The sequence below is a fragment of the Pseudomonas sp. 9AZ genome, assembly GCF_902506525.1.
Classification (GTDB): Bacteria; Pseudomonadota; Gammaproteobacteria; order Pseudomonadales; family Pseudomonadaceae; genus Aquipseudomonas; species Aquipseudomonas peli.
Window position 1 is genome coordinate 2,076,424 of sequence record NZ_LR733840.1, and the last position, 23,000, is coordinate 2,099,423.

Consider the following 23,000-nt stretch of genomic DNA (forward strand, 5'->3'; position numbering starts at 1 on the left):
CGTGGCGATTCGTACTTACCAGCAGTTCACCCCGCAGCTTGGCGAGCGGGTATTTGTCGATGCCTCGGCGGTGGTGCTGGGCGATGTGGAGATTGGCACCGACAGCTCGGTGTGGCCGCTGGTGGTGATTCGCGGTGACATGCACAGCATCCGCATCGGTGAGCGCAGCAGTGTGCAGGACGGCAGCGTGTTGCACATCACCCATGCCGGGCCGTTCAACCCGCAGGGTTTTCCGCTGAATATCGGCGAGGAGGTGACCATCGGCCACAATGTCACTTTGCACGGTTGCAGCCTGGGTAACCGCATTCTGGTCGGCATGGGCAGCATCATCATGGACGGTGCTGTGGTGCAGGATGAGGTGGTGATCGGTGCAGGCTCCCTGGTGCCGCCGGGAAAATTGTTGGAAAGCGGTTACCTGTACGTCGGCAGCCCGGTGAAACAGGCGCGGCCACTGACAGACAAGGAGCGCAGTTACTTCGGCTACAGCGCGGCCAACTACGTGCGGCTAAAGGACCAGCATCTGCTGGAAGGTTATGCCGGCTGATGAGCGAACCTGTCATGCATTACCAGAACATCCTGTTTGACCTCGACGGCACACTGACCGATCCGCGTGAGGGGATTACCCGCTCGGTGCAGCATGCGCTGGCCAAGCTGGGCATCGATGAGCCTGACTTACAGGCGCTGGAGCACTTTATCGGCCCACCGCTGCTGCAGTGTTTTATGCAGACCTACCAGTTCGACGAGGCCACCGCCTGGCAGGCGGTGAACCATTACCGCGAGCGCTTCCGCGAGGTCGGGTTGTATGAAAACCAGCTATTCGACGGCGTGGGCGAACTGTTGCAGCTGCTGCAGAACCAGCAGCGCACCTTGTATATCGCCACCAGCAAACCGACGGTGTTTGCCGAGCAAATTGCTAAGCACTTTGGTTTTGCGAAGCACTTCAAGGTGATCTACGGCAGCGAACTGGACGGCACGCGTACCGACAAGGTTGAGCTGATCGCCCACCTGCTGGAAAAAGAACAATTGCCGGTGCAGAGCACGCTGATGATCGGGGATCGTAAGCACGACTTGATCGGCGCGCGACGTAATGGCCTGGATGTGGCCGCGGTGGGCTATGGCTTTGGCAGCCTCGCCGAATTGCAGGCCGAAGCGCCGACCTATCACTTCCACAGTCTGGCCGAGTTGCACCAGGCGTTTGTGCGGTAGGTGTCGTATGCGGGCTGCCTACATCAGGCAGCCCGCATACGAGGATTAGCCGTTTTTCTGGTAGATGATCTTCTTGGTGCCGCCGTCGCAGCTGCCGACCACCATATTGGGGTCTTGGGCGTCTTCGTTGGGCACGATTTCCAGGGTGTAGCTGGCAACGCCGGCGGCCTGGATTTTCACTTCGATCTCCGCACGCAGCTCTTCGCAGGGCTTGGGTGCGGCCAACACGCTGGTGCTGAGTAGGCCAAGCAGCACGGCCAGGGTGAATTTGTTCATTGCATCGCTCCTTTTGCGTGAACAGAAACTACTGATGTTGGAGTGGGAACTCGGTACGTAAGTTCTAAGAGCCCGCAGATAAGTCCATCAGCGCCTGATGCCGTTCGCGTTCGGGCAACTCGCCCAAGGCGGCGACACGCTGATAAAAGCGAGGCCAATCGCGCTCAACGTGTTCAAACAGCGCGGCGAAGGCCGGCACCCATTGATCATAGAGGCCAAACGGCAGCAGCTTGGCGTTGTTTATCGGCGCGTTGATCCAGTCGTCGTAACGCCCGCTACCGCCCCACTCGCGCTTTCTGAGTGCATGGTATTCGGCGCGCAGGCGGGCGATCTCGGCCTGCTTGCCACTGCGCATCTGTGCGGGTGGCAGATCGCTGGCATAGAGCTGCTGCAGGCGTGTTCGGCTGGCCAGCACCAGGGCGATAAATTGCTCGCGCTGTTGTTCGCCCTGCGGATCGTTAGGCGGCAGCCCCTGTTTGATGCGCCATTGGCTTAGGCCTTCACGCTCGACAAAGCTGGCGAAGGATTCGTTGAACGCGGTGTCGTTGGCCACATACAGCTGCTGGTGCGCCAGTTCGTGGAAGATCACCGCCACCAGGCGCTCATCGCTCCAGCGCAGCATGGTGTTGAGAATCGGGTCATCGAACCAGCCGAGGGTGGAGTAGGCCTCGACGCCGCCCAGATAGGTGTCCAGGCCCTGCTGTTTCAGCAGTGCTGCCGAACCACGCGCGCGGCCTTGGCTGTAGAAACCGCGATAGGCCACGCAACCGGCGATGGGAAAACAGTGCAGCTCGGGCGACAGGGAAAATTCCGGTGTGGCAAACACATTCCACACTACAAACGGCCGCTGAATATCGGCGTACAGGCGGTAGCTGTCATTGTCGGGCAGGCTCAGCTGGGCGCTGGCGAAATCCCGCGCCTGTTGAGCACGTGCCAGGCGTTGCTTGAGTTCGGGGTCGGCAGTCGGGTTCTCCAGCAGCTCGGCAATCGGCTCGCGCGCCTGCAGCAGGTGCAGTTGCCCGCCGGCCAGGTGGCTGTAGTAGTCCAGGGTGCTACAGCCGTTCAGCAGCAGCGCAGCGGCCAGCGGAACCCAGCGCCAGAGCAGAGCGTCGAACATGGATCAGTACCCGTGAGTAAACAGGCTGTCACGCTAGCGCATCGGCGCTGCTGCCTCCAGCACGGGATCGGCGTAGGCTAACTGTCGTTGCGATTTATGGAGGTGTCCCATGCGTTACCTGGCTTTGCTTGGCGGTGTGCTGGTGCTCAGCGCCTGCGCCTCTGCCGTGCCTGCGCCTGATCCGAGCCAGGCTTGGGTGGACCTGCGCAGTAATGCCGGCACCCTGCTGATGGCCGATCGCCTTGATGGCCAGCGCCTCAACGATGGTCGTTACTTTCAGGTGCCTGCTGGTGCTCATGAGCTGCAGGCGCGTTTTCAGTTCGAGGTGAATGGCGGCGGTGGCCTGGATGGCGCCTATGAGCCGCGTCAGGTGACCTGTGAGATTCGCGTGCGGCATGACAATTTCGTGGCCGGCCAGCGCTACCGGCTGGAAGCCAGGCCCATGCAGATGAAGGCGCAGGCCTGGCTGTATGACGAGCAGCGCAATGTGCTGGCGCGCGGTAAGGTTTTGCGCTGCGGCACCTTCTGATCAGCTGTCGAGCACCGCTTCCAGGGTGATATCGGCGTTCAGTACCTTGGACACCGGACAGCCGTTCTTGGCGGTTTCTACGGCTTTCTCGAAGGCCGCGCGGTCGGCGCCGGGGATGCGCGCCTTGAGCGTCAGATGCACGGCGGTGATGGAAAAACCGCCGTCGGCTTTGTCCAGGGTGACTTCCGCTTGTGTGTCGATACGCTCAGCGGTCATTCCGGCTTCGCCCAGCTCCTTTGACAGCGCCATGGAAAAGCAGCCGGCGTGAGCGGCGCCCAGCAGTTCCTCCGGGTTGGTGCCAGGCTGATCTTCGAAGCGGGTGTTGAAGCCATAGGGCGCGCTTTTCAGGGCGCCGCTCTGGGTCGAAATCGTACCTTTGCCGTCCTTGATGCCACCTTGCCAGTGGGCTGATGCTGTCTTCTTCATCCGAGTTCTCCAGTGCGTGGGTTACTAGGTTGAGAGCAGGCTGAGGTGGCACAAGTTCGAAAAATAAGTCCCGCTAGTCGGTTAACGCAGTTGCGCGACCAGCTCGAATGCATGCAGTCGGTCGGCAAAGTCGTACAGGTCGCAGGTGAAAATCAGTTCATCGGCACCGGTCTGTTCCAATAGCACTTCCAGGCGTGCGCGCACCTTCTCCGGGCCGCCGATCATCGCCATGCCGAGGAAGCTGCTCACTGCTTCTTTCTCATGCGGCAACCACAAACCCTGCATGTTGGTAACGGGCGGTCTCTGCACCAGGCTCTGGCCACGAATCAGCGCGAGGATGCGCTGGTAGGCCGAGGTTGCCAGGTATTCAGCCTGTTCATCCGTGTCGGCAGTGATCAGCGGCACGCCGAGCATCACATAGGGTTTGTCGAGCACCGCCGAGGGCTTGAAGTGATTGCGGTAGACGCGAATCGCCTCATGCATAAAGCGCGGCGCGAAGTGCGAGGCGAAGGCGTAAGGCAGGCCCCTTTCGCCAGCCAGCTGGGCGCTGAACAGGCTGGAGCCGAGCAGCCAGATTGGCACATTGGTGTCGCTGCCAGGCATGGCGATCACCCGCTGATCCGGCGTGCGTGGCCCAAGGTAGCGCTGCAGCTCTGCAACATCCGCTGGGAAGTCATCGGCGTTGCCAATCCGGTCGCGGCGAAGCGCCTGGGCGGTGAAGTGATCGGCCCCCGGCGCGCGACCCAGGCCCAGCTCGATGCGGCCGGGATAGAGCGTGGCCAGGGTGCCGAACTGCTCGGCGATCACCAGCGGCGCATGGTTGGGCAGCATTACCCCGCCGGAGCCCAGGCGAATCTTCGATGTACCAGCTGCCAGGTAGCCGAGCAGCACGGCGGTGGCTGAACTGGCGATGCCATCCATATTGTGGTGTTCGGCCACCCAGAAACGCTCGAAGCCCAGGCGTTCGACATGCTGCGCCAGCGCCAGGGAGTTGTGCAGAGCCTGGGCGGCGTTGCCGTCATCGCGAATCGGGGCGAGGTCCAGGGTGGAGAATTTGCTCTGTGCGAGTGCGCTCATCGGGCTGCCTGTGGGTTATCCGTGTGTTCGGGCGCCACAAAGCGCCAATACCTGAGTTAGATAGTGGGGCTTATTCTGCAGATTCCAAGGGGCAATGTGCGTGGGGTGGGTGGATCGGCGGCCATGTGTGGCATGACCGCATGCCTATGGACTCAGCTATTGCTCAGGCGGAAGCCGATTTTCAGGGTGACCTGGTAATGACCGACCTTGCCATCCACGATGTGCCCGCGGGTTTCCACTACCTCGAACCAGTCCATGTTACGCACCGACTTGGCGCATTCGGCCAGGGCATTTTCGATGGCATCTTCGATGCTGACTTTCGAGGAACCGACGATTTCGATTTTCTTGTAGGTGTGATGATCGGACATTGCAGCTCTCCCAGGTGGTTGAACAGGTGGGTCATCTAGTTGAGTCCCACCCCTGAACGCTAAAGTTCAGATTAGTCGCACTTGGTCTGCCCGTTTGCCGGTGACTGCTGCTAGCGCTCCAGCTCCTTGCGCAGCCACTGTGCCAGGCGTTCGGCGCGGTTATTGCGGCTGCGTATTGGCACCCAAAGCGCCAAGCGTGCGCTGGTTTCGACAAAGCCCCAGGGCGCGACCAGGCGACCGGCGGTCAGATCATCGGCGACCAGTTGCTGCGGTGCGATGGCCACGCCGAGGCCTGCCGCGGCGGCTTCCAGCAAGTAATAAAGATGCTCGAAACCCTGGCCGAGCTTCAGCGCGCTGGAATCCAGCCCGTTACTGGCGGCCCAGCTGGGCCAGGCTTGCGGGCGCGAGCTGGTGTGCAGCAAGGGCTCGCCGAGCAGGACGGCAGCGGCAGCCTGATGCAGTGTCGCGAACTGCGCATAACGCGGGCTGAGCACCGGGCCGATGCGCTCGGCGGCCAGCTCGAACACCTGCATATCCGCCGGCCACGGCGGTTCGGCGAACCACAGTGTGGCGTCCACCCCGCTGCGGCGCGGGTCGAGTTCACCTTCGCTGGCGGACAGCTGCAGGCGCAGTTCTGGCAGCTCGCGGTTGAGCCGGTCCAGGCGCGGAATAAACCAGCGCGCCAACAGGCTGCCCGGGCAGGCCAGCACAAACGGCGCGTCGGCCTGCCCCTGCTGCAGTTCAGCGCAGGTGCTGCGCAGGCGGTTGAACAGTTCGGCGCTGATATCGCGCAGACGAATGCCCGCATCTGTGAGTTTAAGGCCTCGACCTTCCTTGCTGAACAAGGCCACGCCCAGGTGCTCTTCCAGGCTGCGCACTTGCCGGCTGACTGCGCCATGAGTGACGTTCAGTTCGTTAGCCGCCTGGCTGACGCTGTTCAATCGGGCAGCCGCTTCGAAGGCGCGCAAGGCATTAAGTGGCGGAAGGTCTTGGCTCATCTGTGAGTTTTCCTAACAGGTTGCGGCAATCTTATCGCTTTTGCCGCGCACGCCACAGCTTTATCCTGTGTCCATTGCCGTAGAAGCAGGCCGATGGCCTGCCAAGCGCGCCCGAATTTTCTGAGGAGAACGCCATGACTTCCTTCCGCGCTGGTCCTGATGCCAACGGCCTGTTCGGCTCGTTCGGCGGCCAATACGTCGCTGAAACCTTGATGCCGCTGATCCACGACCTGGCCGATGAGTACGAGAAAGCCAAGCTCGACCCCGAGTTCCAGAAAGAGCTGGCGTACTTCCAGCGTGATTTCGTCGGCCGTCCCAGCCCGCTGTATTTCGCCGAGCGCCTGACCGAGATGTGCGGCGGCGCGAAGATCTACTTCAAGCGTGAAGAGTTGAATCACACCGGCGCGCACAAGATCAACAACTGCATCGGCCAGGTGCTGTTGGCCAAGCGCATGGGCAAAAAACGCATCATCGCCGAGACCGGCGCCGGCATGCACGGCGTGGCCACTGCCACCGTCGCAGCGCGCTTCGGCATGGAATGCGTGATCTTTATGGGCAGCACCGACATCCATCGGCAGAACGCCAACGTACTGCGCATGAAGCTGATGGGCGCCACCGTGGTGCCTGTAGTCGCCGGTACTGGGACCTTGAAAGATGCGATGAACGAAGCCCTGCGTGACTGGGTGACCAACGTCGACACCACCTTCTACATGATCGGCACTGTGGCCGGCCCGCACCCGTACCCGGCGATGGTCCGTGACTTCCAGGCCGTAATCGGCAAGGAAACCCGCGACCAGATGCTCGCCCAGGAAGGTCGCCTGCCGGACAGCTTGATCGCCTGCATCGGCGGTGGCTCGAATGCCATCGGCCTGTTCCACCCCTTCCTCGATGACAAAGACGTGAAGATCATCGGCGTGGAAGCGGCTGGCCACGGCATCGAAACCGGCAAACACGCGGCCAGCCTCAACGGCGGCGTACCGGGCGTGCTGCACGGTAACCGTACCTTCTTGCTGCAAAGCGACGATGGCCAGATCATCGACGCCCACTCGATTTCCGCGGGCCTGGATTACCCCGGCATCGGCCCGGAACACGCCTGGTTGCATGAAGTCGGCCGCGTCGAATACACCTCGGTGACCGACACCGAAGCCCTGGAAGCCTTCCACATCTGCTGCCGTCAGGAGGGCATCATCCCCGCTCTGGAAACCGCTCACGCCCTGGCGGAAGTGTTCAAGCGCGCGCCGAAGCTGCCCAAGGATCACCTGATGGTGATTAACCTTTCCGGCCGCGGCGACAAGGACATGCAAACCATCGTGCACCACATGGAACAACAGGAGAAGCACGCATGAGCCGCCTGCAAAGCCGCTTTGCCGAGCTGAAACAACAGAACCGCGCGGCCCTGGTGACCTTCGTCACCGGTGGCGACCCGAACTACGACACCTCGCTGGCCATCCTCAAGGGTCTGCCTGCCGCCGGCGCGGATGTGATTGAGCTGGGTATGCCCTTCACCGATCCAATGGCCGATGGTCCGGCGATCCAACTGGCCAATATTCGCGCCTTGGACAACGGTCAGGACCTGGCGAAAACCCTGCAGATGGTTCGTGAGTTCCGCGAAGGCGAGCAGGTCACCCCGCTGGTGCTGATGGGCTACTTCAACCCAATCCACAAATACGGCGTGGCGCGGTTTATTGCCGAAGCCAAAGACGCCGGCGTCGACGGCTTGATCGTGGTCGACCTGCCGCCCGAGCATAACGCTGACCTGTGCGACCCAGCTCAGGCTGCTGGCCTGGACTTTATCCGTCTGACCACCCCGACCACCGACGACAAACGCCTGCCGAAAGTGCTGAACGGCAGCTCTGGCTTTGTCTACTACGTATCGGTTGCCGGTGTGACCGGTGCTGGCTCGGCCACTCTGGACCACGTAGAACAAGCGGTCACCCGCCTGCGTCGCCACACTGACCTGCCGCTGTGTATCGGCTTCGGCATCCGCACCCCGGAGCATGCGGCGACCATCGCCCGTCTGGCCGAAGGCGTGGTGGTCGGCTCGGCATTGATCGACCAGATCGCCAATGCCAGCAGCAACGAGCAGGCCGTAGACGGTGTGCTGAGCCTATGTGCGGCGTTGGCTGAAGGGGTGCGCGGCGCGCGCCGCTGAGTCCTAGGGTGGGCGGAGCTCGTAACGGACGCTCCACCCATCCACCGCTGCATCGGTGGATGAAAAAAGTGTCATCCACCCTTCTCACCCCGATCTAACTCGTATGGCTCCCGCTCTGCCGGAGGTCATTCGCAGCATTTCTTGCCATGAAAAGCGTTCCTGGATTTTATCCGGGCTATGGGTTCGGTGTAGGGTAGGCGGTGAAATGTCATCCGCCCTATTTCCCTGCTCCGAGTCTCGCCATGTCACGCTCCCCTGTAGCTCGCAAACCACGCGCCAGTAGCCAGAGTCGCATCGCCGGCATTCTGGCTGCTGCCCGTGAGTTGCTGGCCGAGCAGGGCGTGGCCAGCCTGTCGATTTACAGCGTGGCGGAGCGCGCGCAGATTCCGCCGTCTTCGGTGTACCACTTCTTCGCCAGTGTGCCCGCCTTACTGGAAGGGCTGACGGCAGACATTCACAGCGCGTTTCGCGCCTGTCTGCAGGAACCGATTGAACATGCGCAACTGCGCGATTGGCGTGACCTGTCGCGTTTAGTGGAGCAGCGAATGCTGGCGATCTACGCGGCTGATGCCGCCGCGCGCCAGTTGATTTTGGCGCAGCACGGCCTAGCCGAAGTCACCCAGGCGGACCGTCAGCACGATATCGAGCTGGGCCAGTTGATGCAGCAGTTGTTCGATCACCACTTCCCGCTGCCGCAGCTGCCACAAGATGTTGATGTGTTCGCCCTGGCCATGGAGCTGGGTGACCGCGTTTATGCCCGCTCGGTGCAGCTGCACGGCGCCATTACCCCGCGCATGGCTGAGGAAGGCATGCGGGTGTTCGATGCCTATCTCAGTCTTTATCTGCCACCCCATCTACCAAAAAGGGCGCTCTAAGCGTCCTTTTCAATTTCCACCACAGCTCGTTCAGAGCGCCTTTTCAAACACCTGCGAGTTGCGCTGGTAGTTGTACAGCGAGGCGCGCGCAGCTGGCAGGCGGTCGACACTGCTGGGCATAAAGCCGCGTTCGCGGAACCAATGTGCGGTGCGCGTGGTAAGTACGAAGAGTGTTTTCAGGCCCTGGGCGCGGGCGCGTTCCTCGATGCGTTCGAGCAGCTCGTCACCGCGTCCGCCATGGCGGTAGGCTGGGTTGACCGCCAGGCACGCCAGCTCGCCGAAATCCGAGTCGGCAATCTGGTACAGCGCGGCGCAGGCGATGATCAGCCCTTCACGTTCGACGATGCTGAACTGCTCGATCTCACGCTCCAGCACCTCGCGTGAGCGGCGCACCAGAATGCCCTGGTCTTCCAGCGGGGTGATCAGCTCCATCAGCCCGCCAACATCCTCGATTGTCGCTTCGCGCAGCGATTCAAACTGCTCCTGCGCCACCAGAGTGCCGTTGCCGGTGCGGGTAAACAGCTCGCTAAGCAATGCCCCGTCTTCCGCATAACTGACGATATGGCTGCGGCGTACTCCGGCTTTGCAGGCTTCGGCGGCGGCATCCAGCAGTTCAGCCTGGTAGCTGCTGCCCAGGCGCAGCAGGTGCGCGGGCACCTGCTGCGGGCGCAGTTCACGCACCAGCTTGCCGGCTTCGTCGAGCAGGCCGCACTCGGCGCCGAACAGCAGCAGCTTGTCTGCGTCCAGGTCGATGGCGGCGCGGGTGGCGACGTCTTCGCAGGCGAGGTTGAAGATCTCCCCGGTAGGCGAATAACCCAGTGGCGACAGCAACACGATGCTGCGCTCATCCAGCTGGCGATTGATGCCTTTGCGGTCGATGCGGCGAACTTCGCCGGTGTGGTGATAGTCGACGCCATCGACCACGCCAATCGGCCGCGCAGTGACGAAGTTACCGCTAGTAATGCGCAGGCGCGAGCCCTGCATCGGCGAGCGCGCCATGTCCATCGATAGGCGTGCTTCGATGGCGATGCGCAGCTGGCCGACGGCATCGATCACGCATTCCAGGGTCGGGCTGTCGGTGATCCGCAGGTCACGGTGAAAGCGTGGAGTGAGGCCGTTGTTGGCCAGGCGTGCTTCGATCTGCGGGCGCGAGCCGTGCACCAGTACCAGGCGTACGCCGAGGCTGTGCAGCAGCACTAGGTCGTGGACGATATTGCCGAAATTCGGGTGGGCAACACCCTCGCCCGGCAGCATCACCACAAAGGTGCAGTCACGGTGGGCATTGATATAGGGCGAAGCGTGGCGGAGCCAGTTAACGTGGTCGTGCATTGCTTGAAGAACCTGTGTCGAATACGGAACGCATGGGAAGGGCGCAAGGTTGCGCCAGGCGGCAGCCGAGAGCAGCGGTTTTATCGTCGCAGTTGGGGCAGCTTCACGCGTTCTCTCCTCCGGATGACTCAGGTTGTTTGGTTTGCAGGCAGTAGTGTTCGATCAGCTGTTGCAGCAGACGCACAGTAGGCTGCAAACGTGACATTTCCAGGTACTCGCCAGGCTGGTGGGCGCAGTCGATATCGCCAGGGCCGAGCACCAGGGTTTCGCAGCCAAGCTGCTGAAGATAAGGCGCTTCGGTGGCAAATGCCACCGCTGTGGCGCTGTGTCCGGTCAGGCGCTCGGCAATGCGCACCAGCTCACTGTCGGCGTTTTGCTCGAAGGGCGGCACGCTGGGAAACAGCGGGGCGAAATCGATCTTCACCTGATGCTGCTCAGCTAACGGTTGCAGCTTCTGCCGGATCGCCGCGCGCAGGGCTTCTGGCTGCATGCCCGGCAGCGGGCGCAGGTCGAATTCCAGCGAGCATTGGCCGCAGATGCGGTTGGGGTTGTCGCCGCCGTGGATGCAGCCGAAGTTCAGGGTCGGCGTGGGCACGCTGAATTGCGGATTGTTGTACTCGCGCTGCCACTGCGCACGCAGGCCGCGCAGCTCGATCATCACGTCCTGCATGGCTTCCAGGGCGCTGTGGCCGAGGCTCGGATCGGAAGAGTGGCCGCTTTGCCCAAGAATATCGATGCGCTCCATCATAATGCCCTTGTGCAGGCGGATGGGCTTGAGGCCGGTCGGCTCGCCGATCACTGCCGCACGGCCCAGCGGCTGTCCGGCTTGCGCCAGGGCGCGGGCCCCGGACATCGAGCTCTCTTCATCGCAGGTGGCGAGAATCAGCAGCGGCTGTTGGAAACGCTGCGTCAGCAAGGGTTGCACGGCTTCGATGATCAGGGCGAAAAAGCCCTTCATGTCGCAACTGCCGAGGCCCACCCAGCGGCCATCGACTTCGGTGAGCTTGAGCGGATCGGTCTGCCACAGCGCGGCGTCGAATGGCACGGTGTCGCTGTGCCCGGCCAGCACCAGGCCGCCAGGGCCGCTGCCATAGCTGGCAAGCAGATTGAATTTGCCGGGGGCGACTTGCTGCATATCGCAGGCGAAACCGAGGTCGCCGAGCCAGCTTGCTAGCAGCTCAATAACGGCGCGGTTGGACTGGTCCCAATGCGCCTGGGTGCAGCTCACCGATGGCGCGGCGATCAGGGCGGCGAATTGGTCTTTGAAAGAAGGCAGGGGCATCGGTCATCTCCGCAAGCGAGACCCATCATAGGGCCATCGCCTGCGCAGATAAAACCGTGCAGCGGGTGTTTAGAGGAAAACGCCGCGCAGGATGTAGAAGAAAAGAATCGACAGCGCAGCACCCACGGGCAGGGTGATCAGCCAGGACATAAAGATCTTGCCAATCACGCCAAGGTTCAGCGCGCCAATGCCGCGCGCCAGGCCGACACCGAGTACCGCACCGACCAGGGTGTGGGTGGTGGACACCGGCAGGCCGATGGCCGAGGCGCCAACCACGGTGGTGGCGGTGGCCAGTTCAGCGGCAAAACCACGGCTTGGGGTCAGCTCGGTGATTTCCTTGCCGATGGTCGCGATCACCTTGTAGCCGTAGGTGGCTAGGCCAATGACGATACCCACGGCGCCGAGCAGCAATACCCAGCCGGGTACGGCCGATTTGGCGCCAACGGCCATTTCGCCACCGGACTGGATCACCCCGACAATGGCCGCCAGTGGGCCTACGGCGTTGGCTACGTCGTTGGAGCCGTGGGCGAAGGCCATGGCGCATGCGGTGAAGATCATCAGCACGGCGAAGACTTTCTCCACGCTGGCGTAGTGGAAGTCTTTGTCTGCTTCGACATCGATCTTGATTCGGCTAAGCAGGACGATGCCCAGCAGCATGATCAGGCCACCGACACCGAGCGACAGGAAGAAGCCCTCGGTCGTGGAGAGGTCCAGGCCAATGTGCTTGAGGCCTTTGGTCAGGGTCATGATGCTTACCATGAAGCCGGTGGCAAACATGTACAGCGGCACGAAGCGTTTGGCGTTGAGGAAGGGATTATCGGTGTCGATAATCAGCTTCTGTACGCTGACGAACAGGCCAAAGGCGACGATACCCGACAGCACTGGGGACACCACCCAGCTGGCGACGATGGGACCCACGCCGTCCCAGTGCACCGCGTCCATGGACACACCAACGGCTGCGAAGCCGATGACTGCGCCGACGATGGAGTGAGTGGTCGACACCGGCCAGCCCTTGGTCGACGCCACCAGCAGCCAGGTGCCGGCCGCCAGCAGGGCCGACATCATGCCCAGCACCATCAGGTCCGGGCTGATCATCGACGCATCGACAATGCCGCTCTTGATGGTTTCGGTCACCTCACCGCCGGCAAGGTAGGCGCCGGCGAACTCGAAGACCATGGCGATCAGGATCGCCTGTTTGATGGTCAGGGCTTTAGAGCCGACCGAAGTACCCATGGCGTTGGCCACGTCGTTGGCGCCCACACCCCAGGCCATGAAAAAACCAAAGAGACAGGCAAGCAGCAGCAATACGAGGCCGTAGTCCGCAATCAAAGACATAAATAATTAATCCGTAGATTCCAGAAAGGACACTGGCGCTTAGCGCGCCAGCAGTTGTTCCAGTCGGTTGCCGACACGTTCGGCACGGTCGGCTACGTCGCCGATCCATTCGATGATCTTGTAGAGGAACATCACATCGACAGCGGGAAGGTCCTTTTCCAGTTTGAACAGCGCACGCCGCACTTCGATTTGCATCTTGTCGGTATCGCGTTCGATTTGTTCCAGCTCCATGACCATGGATTCGACCAGCGCCGCTTCACGGCCACCGAAGCCGGTTTCCAACAGCTCGTCGAGCTCGTTCATGGCTTTCAGCGCTTGTGCGCTGGCATCTACAGTGCGCTGCACAAAGGCCCGCATCAGCGGCTGCAGAGCCTGTGGAATGGCCATTTCGCGGCCCAGCATAAGGCCGGCGATGTCCTTGGCGCGGTTGGCGACTTTGTCCTGTACACTCAGCAGCTCAAGCAGATCCGAGCGCGGTACGGGCAGGAACAGGCTCTTGGGCAGGTGCAAACGCACGCTTTTCTTGAGCTTGTCGGCCTCATGTTCGAGGCTGGCCATTTCCTGTTGTACCTGTTCCACCTTGGCCCAATCTTCAACCATCACGGCTTCGAAGAAAGGCACCAGATTGGCTGCGCACTCGTGGGCTTTAGCAAAGTGTTTTTGCATCGGCCCAATCGGTGAACGGCCAAACAGGCTGGCAAATGGATTGACTGGCATAGGGTGAACCCCGGCGTTAAGAAGGCGGCAAGTATACGGATCAGTCCGCAGGGTCGCCAGCGCATGTAATCGGACTGTCACAATTTCATAGTAGGCGTTGATTCCCACCATCATGAACAAAGAAACCGAAATCAAACTGCGGGTTAGCCGTGAAACCCTGGCCGCCCTGCGTGATCACCCGTTGCTGAAGAAGCGCAACAAGAGTGGTTGGGAGCAGCGCGAACTGTTCAATCAGTACTTCGATACCCCTGAGCGTGACCTCGCGGCGGCCAAGGTCGCCCTGCGCGTGCGCCGTGACGGCGAGCAGTTCATCCAGACCCTGAAAACCCGCGGGCAGAGCGTGGCCGGTTTGTCCGAGCGCAATGAGTGGGATTGGAACCTGGCCAAGGCCAAGCTGGACCTGAAAAAACTCGATGACAGCTGCTGGCCGGCGGCCTTGGCCGACCTGGACAAGAAACAGCTGATGCCGATCTTCACCACGGACTTTATCCGTGAGAAGGCGGAAATCGCCTGGGGTCGCGGCAAGGCCAAGGTGGTGATTGAGGCGGCGCTGGACCTCGGTAAGGTGATTGCTGGTGAAGGCGAAGAGGAAATCTGTGAGCTGGAGCTGGAGCTGCGCCAGGGTGAGCCTGAGGCATTGCTGGAGCTGGCCGCTGAGTTGGCGGCCGACCTGGCGTTGATGCCCTGCGATATCAGCAAGGCCGAGCGCGGTTATCGCCTGTTCGATGCCGGCAGCTACAGCCTGAATCTGCCGGCGCCGAGCCTGACTGCGCAAACCAGCCTGGATGACAGCGTTGCGGCACTGGCCTGGCACCTACTGGGCAGCAGCCAACGCCTGGCCGAACAGTACCGCTTTAATGGCCACTGGCGTTTGCTGGTCGATTGGCTGGAGCAACTGATCGGTCTGCGTGCATTGCTCGGCAGTCTGGGCCAGGCGGCGCCGCGCGCCAGCAGTCATGCGCTGCGCGAGCTACTGGATGCCCTGTTGTTGGAGTGGCGCCCACGTGTTCTGGCCGGCCAGGACAATGACAGTCTGCGCAAGAATGCACCGGCGTTGTTCGCTGCCGAGTTGCTGGGTAATCGCTGGGGGCTATTTTCGTTGAACCTGTCGCGCTGGTTGCTGGCGCGCAGCTGGACGGTGGAGCGTAACAACCGGGGCAATCGTCAGGGCGCAGCGCCCTTGGGCAACTGGCTGCCGACTCTGGTTGCGGATGAAGGCGAGGCCCTGCAGCTGCGGCGTTATGTGCAGCAGCCGGAAGACCTTGCCGAGCAGCTGCCACGTATCGAGCGTCTGCTGGTTTGGTTGCACCTGGCGCGTGGTGTGCTGGAGGTACCCGAGGTCGATCGCCTGTATGGCGAGCTCAACAAGTTGGTGGAGCTGGCCAATCAGTCCATCGATCCGGACGTGCTAGAGGCGCGCAAGGCGCAGCTGCTGACCATTGGTTCGCTGAAAGCCTGGCGTCAGCTGGTCAAGTAACGGCCGCGTTGCTGTCGGCTTTTTCAGGAGCCCGGATCATCCCCGGGCTCTTTTCGCATCACTCAACTGCCATCCCGAAAGCGCGTCCACACGGCGTCGCGCGTTGCGCTGTGCTTTTCTGGCAGGGTTTCCAGCGGATGCAAGCGGCGTTTGGTATCGCGGTCCGGGTAGAGGTCGGGCTGGTTGCGCAGGGCTTCGTCAAGAAACTCGCGGGAGTCGGCATTGCCACTGGGGTACAGGGTTTCGGCGGTGATCAATGCCGCCACCTTGGGCTGCATCAGGTAATCGATAAAACGATGCGCCAGATCGACGCGCGTGGCGCTGCTGGGAATCACCAGGTTGTCGATAAACAGGATCGAGCCTTCATCCGGCACTAAAAAGCGCACGGGCTGCCCGGCATCCGCGGCGGCCAAGGCATCACCGACCCAGGCCATGGCTACACACAACTTGCCCTGGTTGAGGTCCTCGATGTAGCGCTCGCTGTCGACGTAGCGCAGGCTCGGCCGCAAACCATCCAAGACACGGCTGGACCGTTCGATACGGCTCGGTGCGCTACGCGCCAGGCTGCGGCCCTGATAGTTGAGCAGCAGCGTCAAGGTTTCGTCAGGAGCGTCCAGCACGCTAATGCCGCAACTGGCGAGGCGCGCACTTTGCTCCGCATCAAATAGCAGGCTCCAGCTATTGGGCAGTGGGCCGCCAAAGGCTGCTTCGGCCTGCGGCGTGTTGATCGCCAGCCCGACCGCGCCCCATAGGTAGGGCACTGCATGGCGATTGGCGGGGTCAAGGGCGACCAAGGTACTGAGCAGCTGCTTGTCGAGGTGCTTGCGGTTGGGCAGCAGGCTGAAATCCAGCGGTTGCAGGGTGCCGCTCTTGATCATCGCTGGCAGGGCGTCGTGCGACGGCACGGCAACATCAATGGCTTCACCGGTTGCCAGAACCGCCGCCAACTCTTCAGCGGTGCTGTAGGTGTGGTAGTCGACGCGGATGCCGGTTTCGGCCTCGAAGTCTTTCAGCACCTGCGGGGCGATGTAGTCGTTCCAGTTGTAGACGCGAATCACCTCTTCGGCGCTGGCCAGCATGGGCGTCAAGGCAAGTAGCAATGCGGCAAACAGGCGAGGCATGGAGGTCTCCTGAGTAGGGTGATGTCGCGTCAACTGAAACGCGCGGCGCAATCTGTCCGTCATCACGCCGGGGCGTGAATAAGCGGCAGGGCTGCGCAACGCGCGGAATAAAATGGCCAGGGCCATAAAAAACGCCGGCTCAATGGCCGGCGTTGGGTGTTGCATCAAACCGTGTGCAAGTACCAGTTGTATTCGAGGTCGGAGATCGAGTTTTCAAACTCGGCCAACTCGCTTTCCTTACAGGCGACGAAGATGTCGATGTATTTCGGGTCGATATAACGAGCCAGCACTTCACTGTCGTCCAGCTCGCGCAGGGCATCGCGCAGGTTGTTCGGCAGGCTCTGCTCGTTCTGCTCGTAGGAGTTGCCTTCTACGGGGGCGTTTGGCTCGATCTTGTTGGTCAGGCCATGGTGAACGCCCGCCAGCACGGCTGACATCAGCAGGTACGGGTTGGCATCGGCACCGGCAACGCGATGTTCGATGCGCACCGCGTCGGCTGTGTCGTTCGGCACACGCAAGGCCACGGTGCGGTTGTCGATGCCCCAGCATGGCGAGTTCGGCACGTAGTACTGCGCGCCGAAACGACGGTAGGAGTTGACGTTCGGGCAGAGGAACGCCATTGACGCGGGCATGGTTTCCAATACGCCGCCGATGGCATGGCGCAAGGCGTCATTCTGCTCGGGGTCATCGCAGGCGAAGATATTGTTGCCCTGCTTGTCGAGAATCGAAATGTGAACATGCAGACCGTTACCCGCCTGGTTGGGGTACGGTTTGGCCATGAAGGTGGTGTCCATCTCATGGTCGTAAGCGATGTTTTTCACCAGGCGCTTGAGCAGCAGCGCGTGGTCGCAGGCCTTGATCGGGTCTGCCACGTGGTGCAGGTTCACTTCGAACTGGGCCGGGGCGCTTTCCTTGACGATGGCGTCAGCAGGAATGCCCTGCTCTTTGGCGCCTTCAAGGATGTCCTGCAGGCACTCGGCGTATTCGTCGAGGTCGTCAATCAGGTACACCTGGGTCGACTGTGGGCGCTTGCCTGACAGCGGCGACAGCGGTGGCTGCGGCCGGCCGTTCACGTTGGCTTGGTCGATCAGGTAGAACTCAAGTTCAAAGGCTGCGCAAATCGTAAGGCCCAGTTCGTCGAACTTCGCCACCACCTGACGCAACACTTCCCGTGGGTCGGCAAAGAACGGCTCGCCTTCCATTTCGTGCATGGTCATCAACAGTTGCGCAGTTGGGCGCTTCTGCCAAGGCTCATTGCTCAGGGTGTTGGGGATGGGAAAGCAGACCCGGTCAGCGTCACCGATATCCAGACCCAGACCAGTGCTTTCCACTGTTGAGCCGTTGATATCGAGGGCGAAAAGGGACGCCGGGAGATTAATGCCGCGCTCGTAAACCTTATGCAGGCTCGCACGCTCGATACGCTTGCCGCGCACCACACCATTCATATCTGCGATCAGAAGGTCGACGAACAGGACCTCAGGATGTTTCTTAAGGAACGCGTTCGCTTCGTTAAGCTGAACGGCACGCGGGGGTACCGACATGATGCAACACCTTTTTTGTTAAAAATATCAATCATGCAACTGCACAGGTGTGAGTCAATCTTAAACACCTGGTGCTGTCAAGAGAGGCGCATTTTGCCCCAAAAGGGTGCTTGATGGCCAGTTTTAGGGCATTACAGGGCAGTGCAGCCCTCCTCAAAGCCTTGCCTGCCGGGGTGCTCAGTCGGGTGTGTTCAATTTTTTACATGACTATTGTGAAAAAAAATGAACAAGGCTAAGCTCGGTCGAAACCCATAACAGCAATAAAACGGGTGTCTCATGTCGCGCCAGCCGATTATCGGCGTTAGTGCCTGCACCAAGCAGATCGGGCACAACATCTACCACACCGCAGGCGATAAATACTTGCAGGCCATCGTACAGGTGGTTGGCGGTATGCCAGTGATCATTCCTGCGCTGGGTGAGCAACTGGATCAGGCTTACCTGCTGCAGCACCTCGATGGCCTGGTTTTTACCGGCTCGCCATCCAACGTCGAACCGCACCACTACGCTGGCGACGCCAGCGAACCCGGCACAGCCCATGACCCGGCGCGTGACAGTACAACCCTTCCCTTGATTAAAGCAGCAATTGCCGCCGGTATCCCGGTGCTTGGCATTTGCCGTGGCTTTCAGGAGATGAATGTGGCCTTCGGTGGCGCGCTGCACCAGCGTGTACACGAGGTTGCTGGGCTTATGGATCACCGCGAGCCGAGTGACCTGCCCGCAGAACAGCAATATGGCCTGCGTCACGCGCTGCATGTGCAGCCGGGCGGGCTGCTCGCCGGCATCGGCTTGCCGGACGAGATTCAAGTCAATTCCATTCATGGCCAGGGCGTTCAGCGTCTGGCGCCGGGCCTTCGCGTAGAAGCACTGGCGCCTGACGGGTTGATCGAAGCCTTCTCCGTCGAAGGTGCCAAAAGCTTCGCATTGGGGGTGCAATGGCACCCTGAATGGCAGGTACGATCCAACCCGAATTATCTCGCCATCTTCCAGGCCTTTGGTGAGGCTTGCAGGAAGACGGCGGGGCAACGCTGAGCCGACTATATATAAGTCGGCTCTAACCAACCCTGAGGTCTCTATGAGCACCAAATTAGACCAGCTTTCGAGCTGGCTGAAAGAACGCAAAATCACCGAAGTTGAATGCCTGATCAGCGATCTTACCGGCATTGCCCGTGGCAAGATTTCGCCGACCAACAAGTTCCTCGACGAGAAGGGCATGCGCCTCCCCGAGAGTGTGCTGCTGCAGACCGTGACCGGCGACTACGTCGAGGACGACATCTATTACGACCTGCTCGACGAAGCGGACATCGATATGTTCTGCCGCCCGGACGAGAACGCCGTATTCCTCGTGCCCTGGGCCATTGAGCCGACTGCGATGGTGATTCACGACACCTTTGATAAGCAGGGCAACCCGATCGAGCTGTCGCCGCGCAATATTCTCAAGAATGTGCTCAAGCTCTACGCGGACAAGGGCTGGAAGCCAATCGTCGCGCCGGAAATGGAGTTCTACCTGACCAAGCGCAACAGTGACCCGGACTTCCCGCTGGTCGCGCCGATGGGCCGTTCCGGGCGTCCGGAAGTGGGCCGTCAGTCGTTTTCCATCGATGCCGCCAACGAATTCGATCCGCTGTTTGAAGACGTCTACGACTGGTGTGAAATCCAGGGCCTGGACCTCGACACGCTGATTCACGAAGACGGCCCGGCGCAGATGGAAATTAACTTCCGTCATGGCGAGGCCCTGCACCTGGCCGACCAGATCACCGTGTTCAAGCGCACCATGCGTGAAGCGGCGCTCAAGCACGATGTGGCCGCGACCTTTATGGCCAAGCCGATCACTGATCAGCCAGGCAGCGCGATGCACATCCACCAGAGCGTGGTTGACATCAAAACCGGCAAGAACCTGTTCTCCAACCCGGATGGCAGCATGAGCGAACTGTTCATGCTGCACATCGGTGGCCTGCAGAAATACATCCCCGAGCTGCTGCCGCTGTTCGCACCTAACGTCAACTCGTTCCGCCGCTTCCTGCCGGATACCTCGGCGCCGGTGAACGTCGAGTGGGGCGAAGAGAACCGCACCGTGGGTCTGCGCGTACCGGAAGCCACGCCGCAGAACCGCCGCGTGGAAAACCGTCTGGCCGGTGCCGACGCCAACCCTTATCTGGTGCTGGCGGCTTCGCTGCTGTGTGGCTACATGGGCATGGTCGGCGACTTCAAGCCAAGCGCGCCGGTCAAAGGCCGTGCTTACGAGCGCCGTAACCTGCGTCTGCCGATCACCATCGAGCACGCGCTGGAACGCATGGAAGCCTGTAAGGATGCAGAGAAGTTCCTGGGTGAAAAATTCATGCGCGGCTACGTCGCGGTGAAGCGCGCCGAGCACGAAAACTACAAGCGGGTCATCAGCTCCTGGGAGCGTGAGTTCCTGCTGCTGTCGGTGTAACCCTCAGGCGGCTGGCGTGGGTGATCCCTGCGCCAGCCGCCACCAAGAATTTTCTGGGGCTGCGGCAATACGCGGCCTGTGTAATCAAGGTGTTGTTATGAACAGTCAAGTGACCAACCCGAAAACCCGCGAGTGGCAGGCCATGAGCCGCGAACACCACCTCGCGCCGTTCAGCGATTTCAAACAGCTGGCGGAAAATGGGCCGCGCATCATCACCAAGGCCGACGGGGTGTACCTGTGGGACAGCGAGGGCAACAAGATCCTCGATGCCATGGCCGGGCTCTGGTGTGTGGCGATTGGTTATGGTCGCAAGGAACTGGCAGACGCCGCCGCGAAACAGATGCAAGAGCTGCCCTACTACAACATGTTCTTCCAGACCGCCACGCCGCCCGCGCTGGAGCTGGCCAAGGCGATTTCTGAGCTGGCTCCGGCCGGCATGAACCACGTGTTCTTCACCGGTTCAGGTTCGGAAGGCAACGACACCATGCTGCGGATGGTGCGCCATTACTGGGCGATCAAGGGGCAGCCAAACAAGAAGGTCATTATCAGCCGGGTTAACGGTTACCACGGCTCTACCGTGGCTGGCGCCAGCCTGGGCGGCATGAAGTACATGCATGAGCAGGGCGACCTGCCGATTCCGGGCATCGTGCACATCCCGCAGCCGTACTGGTTCGGTGAAGGCGGCGATATGAGCCCCGAAGCGTTCGGTATCTGGGCCGCTGACCAGCTGGAGCAGAAGATCCTCGAAGTCGGCGAAGAGAATGTTGCCGCCTTTATTGCCGAGCCGATCCAGGGCGCGGGCGGCGTGATCATCCCGCCGGACAGCTACTGGCCGCGTATTCGCGAGATCCTCGCCAAGTACGACATTCTGTTTGTTGCCGATGAAGTGATCTGCGGTTTTGGCCGTACCGGCGAGTGGTTCGGTAGCGATTACTTCGGTAATACGCCGCACATGATGACCATCGCCAAAGGCCTGACCAGTGGCTACATCCCCATGGGCGGGCTGATCGTGCGCGACGATATCGTCGAGGTTCTCAACCAGGGCGGTGACTTCAACCACGGTTTCACTTATTCCGGGCACCCGGTTGCGGCGGCTGTGGCGCTGGAAAACCTGCGGATTCTGCGCGAAGAAAAGATTGTTGAGCGCGTCAAGGCAGAAACGGCACCGTATTTGCAAAAGCGTTTGCGTGAACTGGCCGATCACCCGCTGGTGGGTGAAGTGCGTGGCGTTGGCATGTTGGGCGCCATTGAGTTGGTGCAGGACAAGGCAAGCCGCCAACGTTTTGCCGGAGATGTCGGCGTTGGCATGATCTGCCGCGGTCACTGCTTTAATAACGGGCTGATCATGCGCGCCGTGGGCGACACCATGATCATCTCGCCGCCGCTGGTAATCAGCCACGCGGAAATCGACGAACTGGTTGAAAAGGCCCGTAAATGCCTCGACCTGACTGCCGCAGAGGTGCTGGTTTAAGGTTCAATTACCTTTGGTTTCAGATGCTTACGTCTGAAAGTTGTCAACGGGTGGTGACCTTGCCAGACTGCGCCAATGCGTAGGTCAGGCTCACCGGAAGGTGCTGCAGATGGCTGCGCATCTTCCGGAAAACGACTACAACAACAGGAGCTGTACGCATGAACACATTCGGCAAAACCCTTCTCGCGTTGTCCCTTGCTGGGGCCGTAGTGAGTGCCGCACACGCGGATGACAAGGTCCTGCACGTTTACAACTGGTCCGACTACATCGCAGAAGACACCCTCGACAACTTCCAGAAGGAAACTGGTATCAAGGTCGTCTACGACGTCTTTGACAGCAACGAAACCCTGGAAGCCAAACTGCTGGCCGGCAGCTCCGGTTACGACATCGTGGTACCGTCCAACCCATTCCTGGCCAAGCAGATCAAGGCCGGTGTGTTCCAGAAGCTGGATAAGTCCAAGCTGCCAAACTGGGAAAACCTCGACAAGAGCCTGCTCAAGGCCCTCGACCCAAGCGATCCGGGCAATCAGTACTCGATCCCTTACATGTGGGGCACCATCGGCATCGGTTACAACGTCGACAAGGTTAAAGCGGCTCTGGGCGAAGACGCACCGGTCAATTCCTGGGACCTGGTGTTCAAACCAGAAAACATCGCCAAGCTGAAAGACTGCGGTGTGTCCTTCCTCGATTCACCGACCGAAATCCTCCCGGCAGCCCTTAACTACCTGGGCTTCAAATCCGATAGCACCAATGCTGCCGAGCTGAAGAAAGCCGAAGAACTGTTCCTTTCGATCCGTTCCTCGACCTCCTACTTCCACAGCTCCAAGTACATCGGTGACCTGGCCAACGGCAACATCTGTGTGGCCATCGGCTACTCGGGCGACCTGTACCAGTCCAAGTCCCGCGCTGAAGAAGCCAAGAACGGCGTGAACATCTCCTACAGCATCCCGAAAGAAGGTGCTGGTAGCTTCTTCGACATGATGGCCATCCCGGCTGATGCGAAAAACGTCGAAGCCGCTCACGTGTTCCTCAACTACCTGATGAAGCCAGAAGTCATGGCCAACATCACCAACTTCGTGCAGTTCCCGAACGGCAACGCGGCGGCTACTCCGCTGGTCGACGAAGTGCTGCGCAACGACCCGGGCATTTACCCGGACGCGGCCACCATGGCCAAGATCTACACCTTCCCGGATCTGCCAGCTAACGCGCAACGCGCGATGAACCGCAGCTGGACCAAGATCAAATCGGGTAAGTAATGCCATAGACCTAACG

The 23,000-nt window shown here is 60.8% G+C and carries 23 protein-coding genes; 11 read left to right on the forward strand and 12 right to left on the reverse strand.

Annotation, left to right across the window (positions count from 1 at the left end; translation table 11 throughout):
* Position 1 precedes the first annotated feature (1 nt).
* Together ALTER154_RS09650 and ALTER154_RS09655 are read left to right on the forward strand one after the other, a co-directional pair.
* Entirely contained in the window at positions 2 to 544 is a 543-nt protein-coding gene (locus ALTER154_RS09650; RefSeq protein WP_160086581.1) for a gamma carbonic anhydrase family protein, read from the forward strand.
* 14 nt (positions 545 to 558) lie between these two features.
* Positions 559 to 1,206: an HAD family hydrolase gene (locus ALTER154_RS09655; protein ID WP_160090092.1), complete on the forward strand. Its 648-nt coding sequence runs from the start codon at positions 559 to 561 to the stop codon at positions 1,204 to 1,206.
* Between the two features lie 45 nt (positions 1,207 to 1,251).
* Here ALTER154_RS09655 and ALTER154_RS09660 read toward each other — a convergent pair whose 3' ends face one another.
* Together ALTER154_RS09660 and ALTER154_RS09665 are read right to left on the reverse strand one after the other, a co-directional pair.
* A complete protein-coding gene (locus tag ALTER154_RS09660; protein WP_090254486.1) occupies positions 1,252 to 1,482 on the reverse strand; it encodes a DUF1161 domain-containing protein in 231 nt (76 codons plus the stop codon).
* Positions 1,483 to 1,546: 64 nt separating this feature from the next.
* Positions 1,547 to 2,599, reverse strand: coding sequence for an aminopeptidase (locus tag ALTER154_RS09665; protein WP_160086583.1), 1,053 nt, complete (start codon positions 2,597 to 2,599; stop codon positions 1,547 to 1,549).
* Between the two features lie 109 nt (positions 2,600 to 2,708).
* Between ALTER154_RS09665 and ALTER154_RS09670 the strand changes: the two genes are divergently transcribed.
* The gene (locus tag ALTER154_RS09670; protein WP_160086585.1) at positions 2,709 to 3,128 is read left to right on the forward strand and encodes a hypothetical protein; all 420 of its coding nucleotides are present in this window, start codon (positions 2,709 to 2,711) and stop codon (positions 3,126 to 3,128) included.
* Here ALTER154_RS09670 and ALTER154_RS09675 read toward each other — a convergent pair whose 3' ends face one another.
* The 4 genes from ALTER154_RS09675 to ALTER154_RS09690 all read right to left on the reverse strand — a co-directional run bounded on the left by ALTER154_RS09675 (position 3,129) and on the right by ALTER154_RS09690 (position 5,997).
* Entirely contained in the window at positions 3,129 to 3,554 is a 426-nt protein-coding gene (locus ALTER154_RS09675; RefSeq protein ID WP_160086587.1) for an OsmC family protein, read from the reverse strand. It lies immediately after the preceding gene.
* An 81-nt stretch (positions 3,555 to 3,635) separates the two neighbouring features.
* A complete protein-coding gene (locus tag ALTER154_RS09680; RefSeq protein WP_160086589.1) occupies positions 3,636 to 4,631 on the reverse strand; it encodes an LLM class flavin-dependent oxidoreductase in 996 nt (331 codons plus the stop codon).
* 152 nt (positions 4,632 to 4,783) lie between these two features.
* On the reverse strand, positions 4,784 to 4,999 hold the full coding sequence (locus ALTER154_RS09685; RefSeq protein ID WP_090254497.1) for a dodecin: 216 nt from the start codon (positions 4,997 to 4,999) through the stop codon (positions 4,784 to 4,786).
* A 110-nt stretch (positions 5,000 to 5,109) separates the two neighbouring features.
* Positions 5,110 to 5,997, reverse strand: a complete 888-nt coding sequence (locus ALTER154_RS09690) for a LysR family transcriptional regulator (RefSeq protein ID WP_160086591.1) — start codon at positions 5,995 to 5,997, stop codon at positions 5,110 to 5,112.
* 134 nt (positions 5,998 to 6,131) lie between these two features.
* Between ALTER154_RS09690 and trpB the strand changes: the two genes are divergently transcribed.
* The 3 genes from trpB to ALTER154_RS09705 all read left to right on the forward strand — a co-directional run bounded on the left by trpB (position 6,132) and on the right by ALTER154_RS09705 (position 9,024).
* Positions 6,132 to 7,343, forward strand: coding sequence for a tryptophan synthase subunit beta (gene trpB / locus ALTER154_RS09695; RefSeq protein ID WP_090254501.1), 1,212 nt, complete (start codon positions 6,132 to 6,134; stop codon positions 7,341 to 7,343).
* Positions 7,340 to 8,149: a tryptophan synthase subunit alpha gene (gene trpA / locus ALTER154_RS09700; protein WP_160086593.1), complete on the forward strand. Its 810-nt coding sequence runs from the start codon at positions 7,340 to 7,342 to the stop codon at positions 8,147 to 8,149. Before trpB ends, trpA begins: the two co-directional genes overlap by 4 nt.
* 242 nt (positions 8,150 to 8,391) lie before the next feature.
* Positions 8,392 to 9,024 (forward strand): TetR/AcrR family transcriptional regulator, encoded by a 633-nt coding sequence (locus ALTER154_RS09705; RefSeq protein ID WP_160086595.1) that lies wholly within the window; start codon positions 8,392 to 8,394, stop codon positions 9,022 to 9,024.
* A gap of 30 nt (positions 9,025 to 9,054) precedes the next feature.
* On the opposite strand, the gene argA is transcribed toward ALTER154_RS09705, so the two are convergent.
* The 4 genes from argA to ALTER154_RS09725 form a co-directional block, all read right to left on the reverse strand.
* Positions 9,055 to 10,353, reverse strand: a complete 1,299-nt coding sequence (gene argA, locus ALTER154_RS09710; protein WP_090254507.1) for an amino-acid N-acetyltransferase — start codon at positions 10,351 to 10,353, stop codon at positions 9,055 to 9,057.
* A gap of 103 nt (positions 10,354 to 10,456) precedes the next feature.
* The gene (argE, locus tag ALTER154_RS09715; RefSeq protein ID WP_160086597.1) at positions 10,457 to 11,635 is read right to left on the reverse strand and encodes an acetylornithine deacetylase; all 1,179 of its coding nucleotides are present in this window, start codon (positions 11,633 to 11,635) and stop codon (positions 10,457 to 10,459) included.
* Between the two features lie 69 nt (positions 11,636 to 11,704).
* On the reverse strand, positions 11,705 to 12,970 hold the full coding sequence (locus ALTER154_RS09720) for an inorganic phosphate transporter (RefSeq protein WP_160086599.1): 1,266 nt from the start codon (positions 12,968 to 12,970) through the stop codon (positions 11,705 to 11,707).
* A 39-nt stretch (positions 12,971 to 13,009) separates the two neighbouring features.
* A complete protein-coding gene (locus ALTER154_RS09725) occupies positions 13,010 to 13,687 on the reverse strand; it encodes a TIGR00153 family protein (protein ID WP_160014094.1) in 678 nt (225 codons plus the stop codon).
* Positions 13,688 to 13,799: 112 nt separating this feature from the next.
* Between ALTER154_RS09725 and ALTER154_RS09730 the strand changes: the two genes are divergently transcribed.
* Positions 13,800 to 15,164 carry an inorganic triphosphatase gene (locus tag ALTER154_RS09730; RefSeq protein ID WP_160086601.1) on the forward strand — a complete coding sequence of 455 codons (1,365 nt, stop codon included), beginning with the start codon at positions 13,800 to 13,802 and terminating at the stop codon, positions 15,162 to 15,164.
* Between the two features lie 62 nt (positions 15,165 to 15,226).
* On the opposite strand, the gene ALTER154_RS09735 is transcribed toward ALTER154_RS09730, so the two are convergent.
* Both ALTER154_RS09735 and ALTER154_RS09740 read right to left on the reverse strand, forming a co-directional pair.
* The gene (locus ALTER154_RS09735) at positions 15,227 to 16,285 is read right to left on the reverse strand and encodes an extracellular solute-binding protein (RefSeq protein WP_160086603.1); all 1,059 of its coding nucleotides are present in this window, start codon (positions 16,283 to 16,285) and stop codon (positions 15,227 to 15,229) included.
* A 164-nt stretch (positions 16,286 to 16,449) separates the two neighbouring features.
* Entirely contained in the window at positions 16,450 to 17,826 is a 1,377-nt protein-coding gene (locus tag ALTER154_RS09740; RefSeq protein WP_090254520.1) for a glutamine synthetase family protein, read from the reverse strand.
* A gap of 276 nt (positions 17,827 to 18,102) precedes the next feature.
* On the opposite strand from ALTER154_RS09740, the gene ALTER154_RS09745 reads away from it, so the two are divergent.
* From ALTER154_RS09745 to ALTER154_RS09760, 4 genes are all read left to right on the forward strand, one after another.
* Positions 18,103 to 18,855, forward strand: coding sequence for a gamma-glutamyl-gamma-aminobutyrate hydrolase family protein (locus ALTER154_RS09745; RefSeq protein WP_160086605.1), 753 nt, complete (start codon positions 18,103 to 18,105; stop codon positions 18,853 to 18,855).
* Positions 18,856 to 18,898: 43 nt separating this feature from the next.
* On the forward strand, positions 18,899 to 20,257 hold the full coding sequence (locus tag ALTER154_RS09750; protein WP_090254525.1) for a glutamine synthetase family protein: 1,359 nt from the start codon (positions 18,899 to 18,901) through the stop codon (positions 20,255 to 20,257).
* Positions 20,258 to 20,354: 97 nt separating this feature from the next.
* Positions 20,355 to 21,728 (forward strand): aspartate aminotransferase family protein, encoded by a 1,374-nt coding sequence (locus tag ALTER154_RS09755; protein WP_160086607.1) that lies wholly within the window; start codon positions 20,355 to 20,357, stop codon positions 21,726 to 21,728.
* Positions 21,729 to 21,886: 158 nt separating this feature from the next.
* Positions 21,887 to 22,984: an extracellular solute-binding protein gene (locus ALTER154_RS09760; protein ID WP_160086609.1), complete on the forward strand. Its 1,098-nt coding sequence runs from the start codon at positions 21,887 to 21,889 to the stop codon at positions 22,982 to 22,984.
* The last annotated feature ends 16 nt before the right edge of the window (positions 22,985 to 23,000 follow it).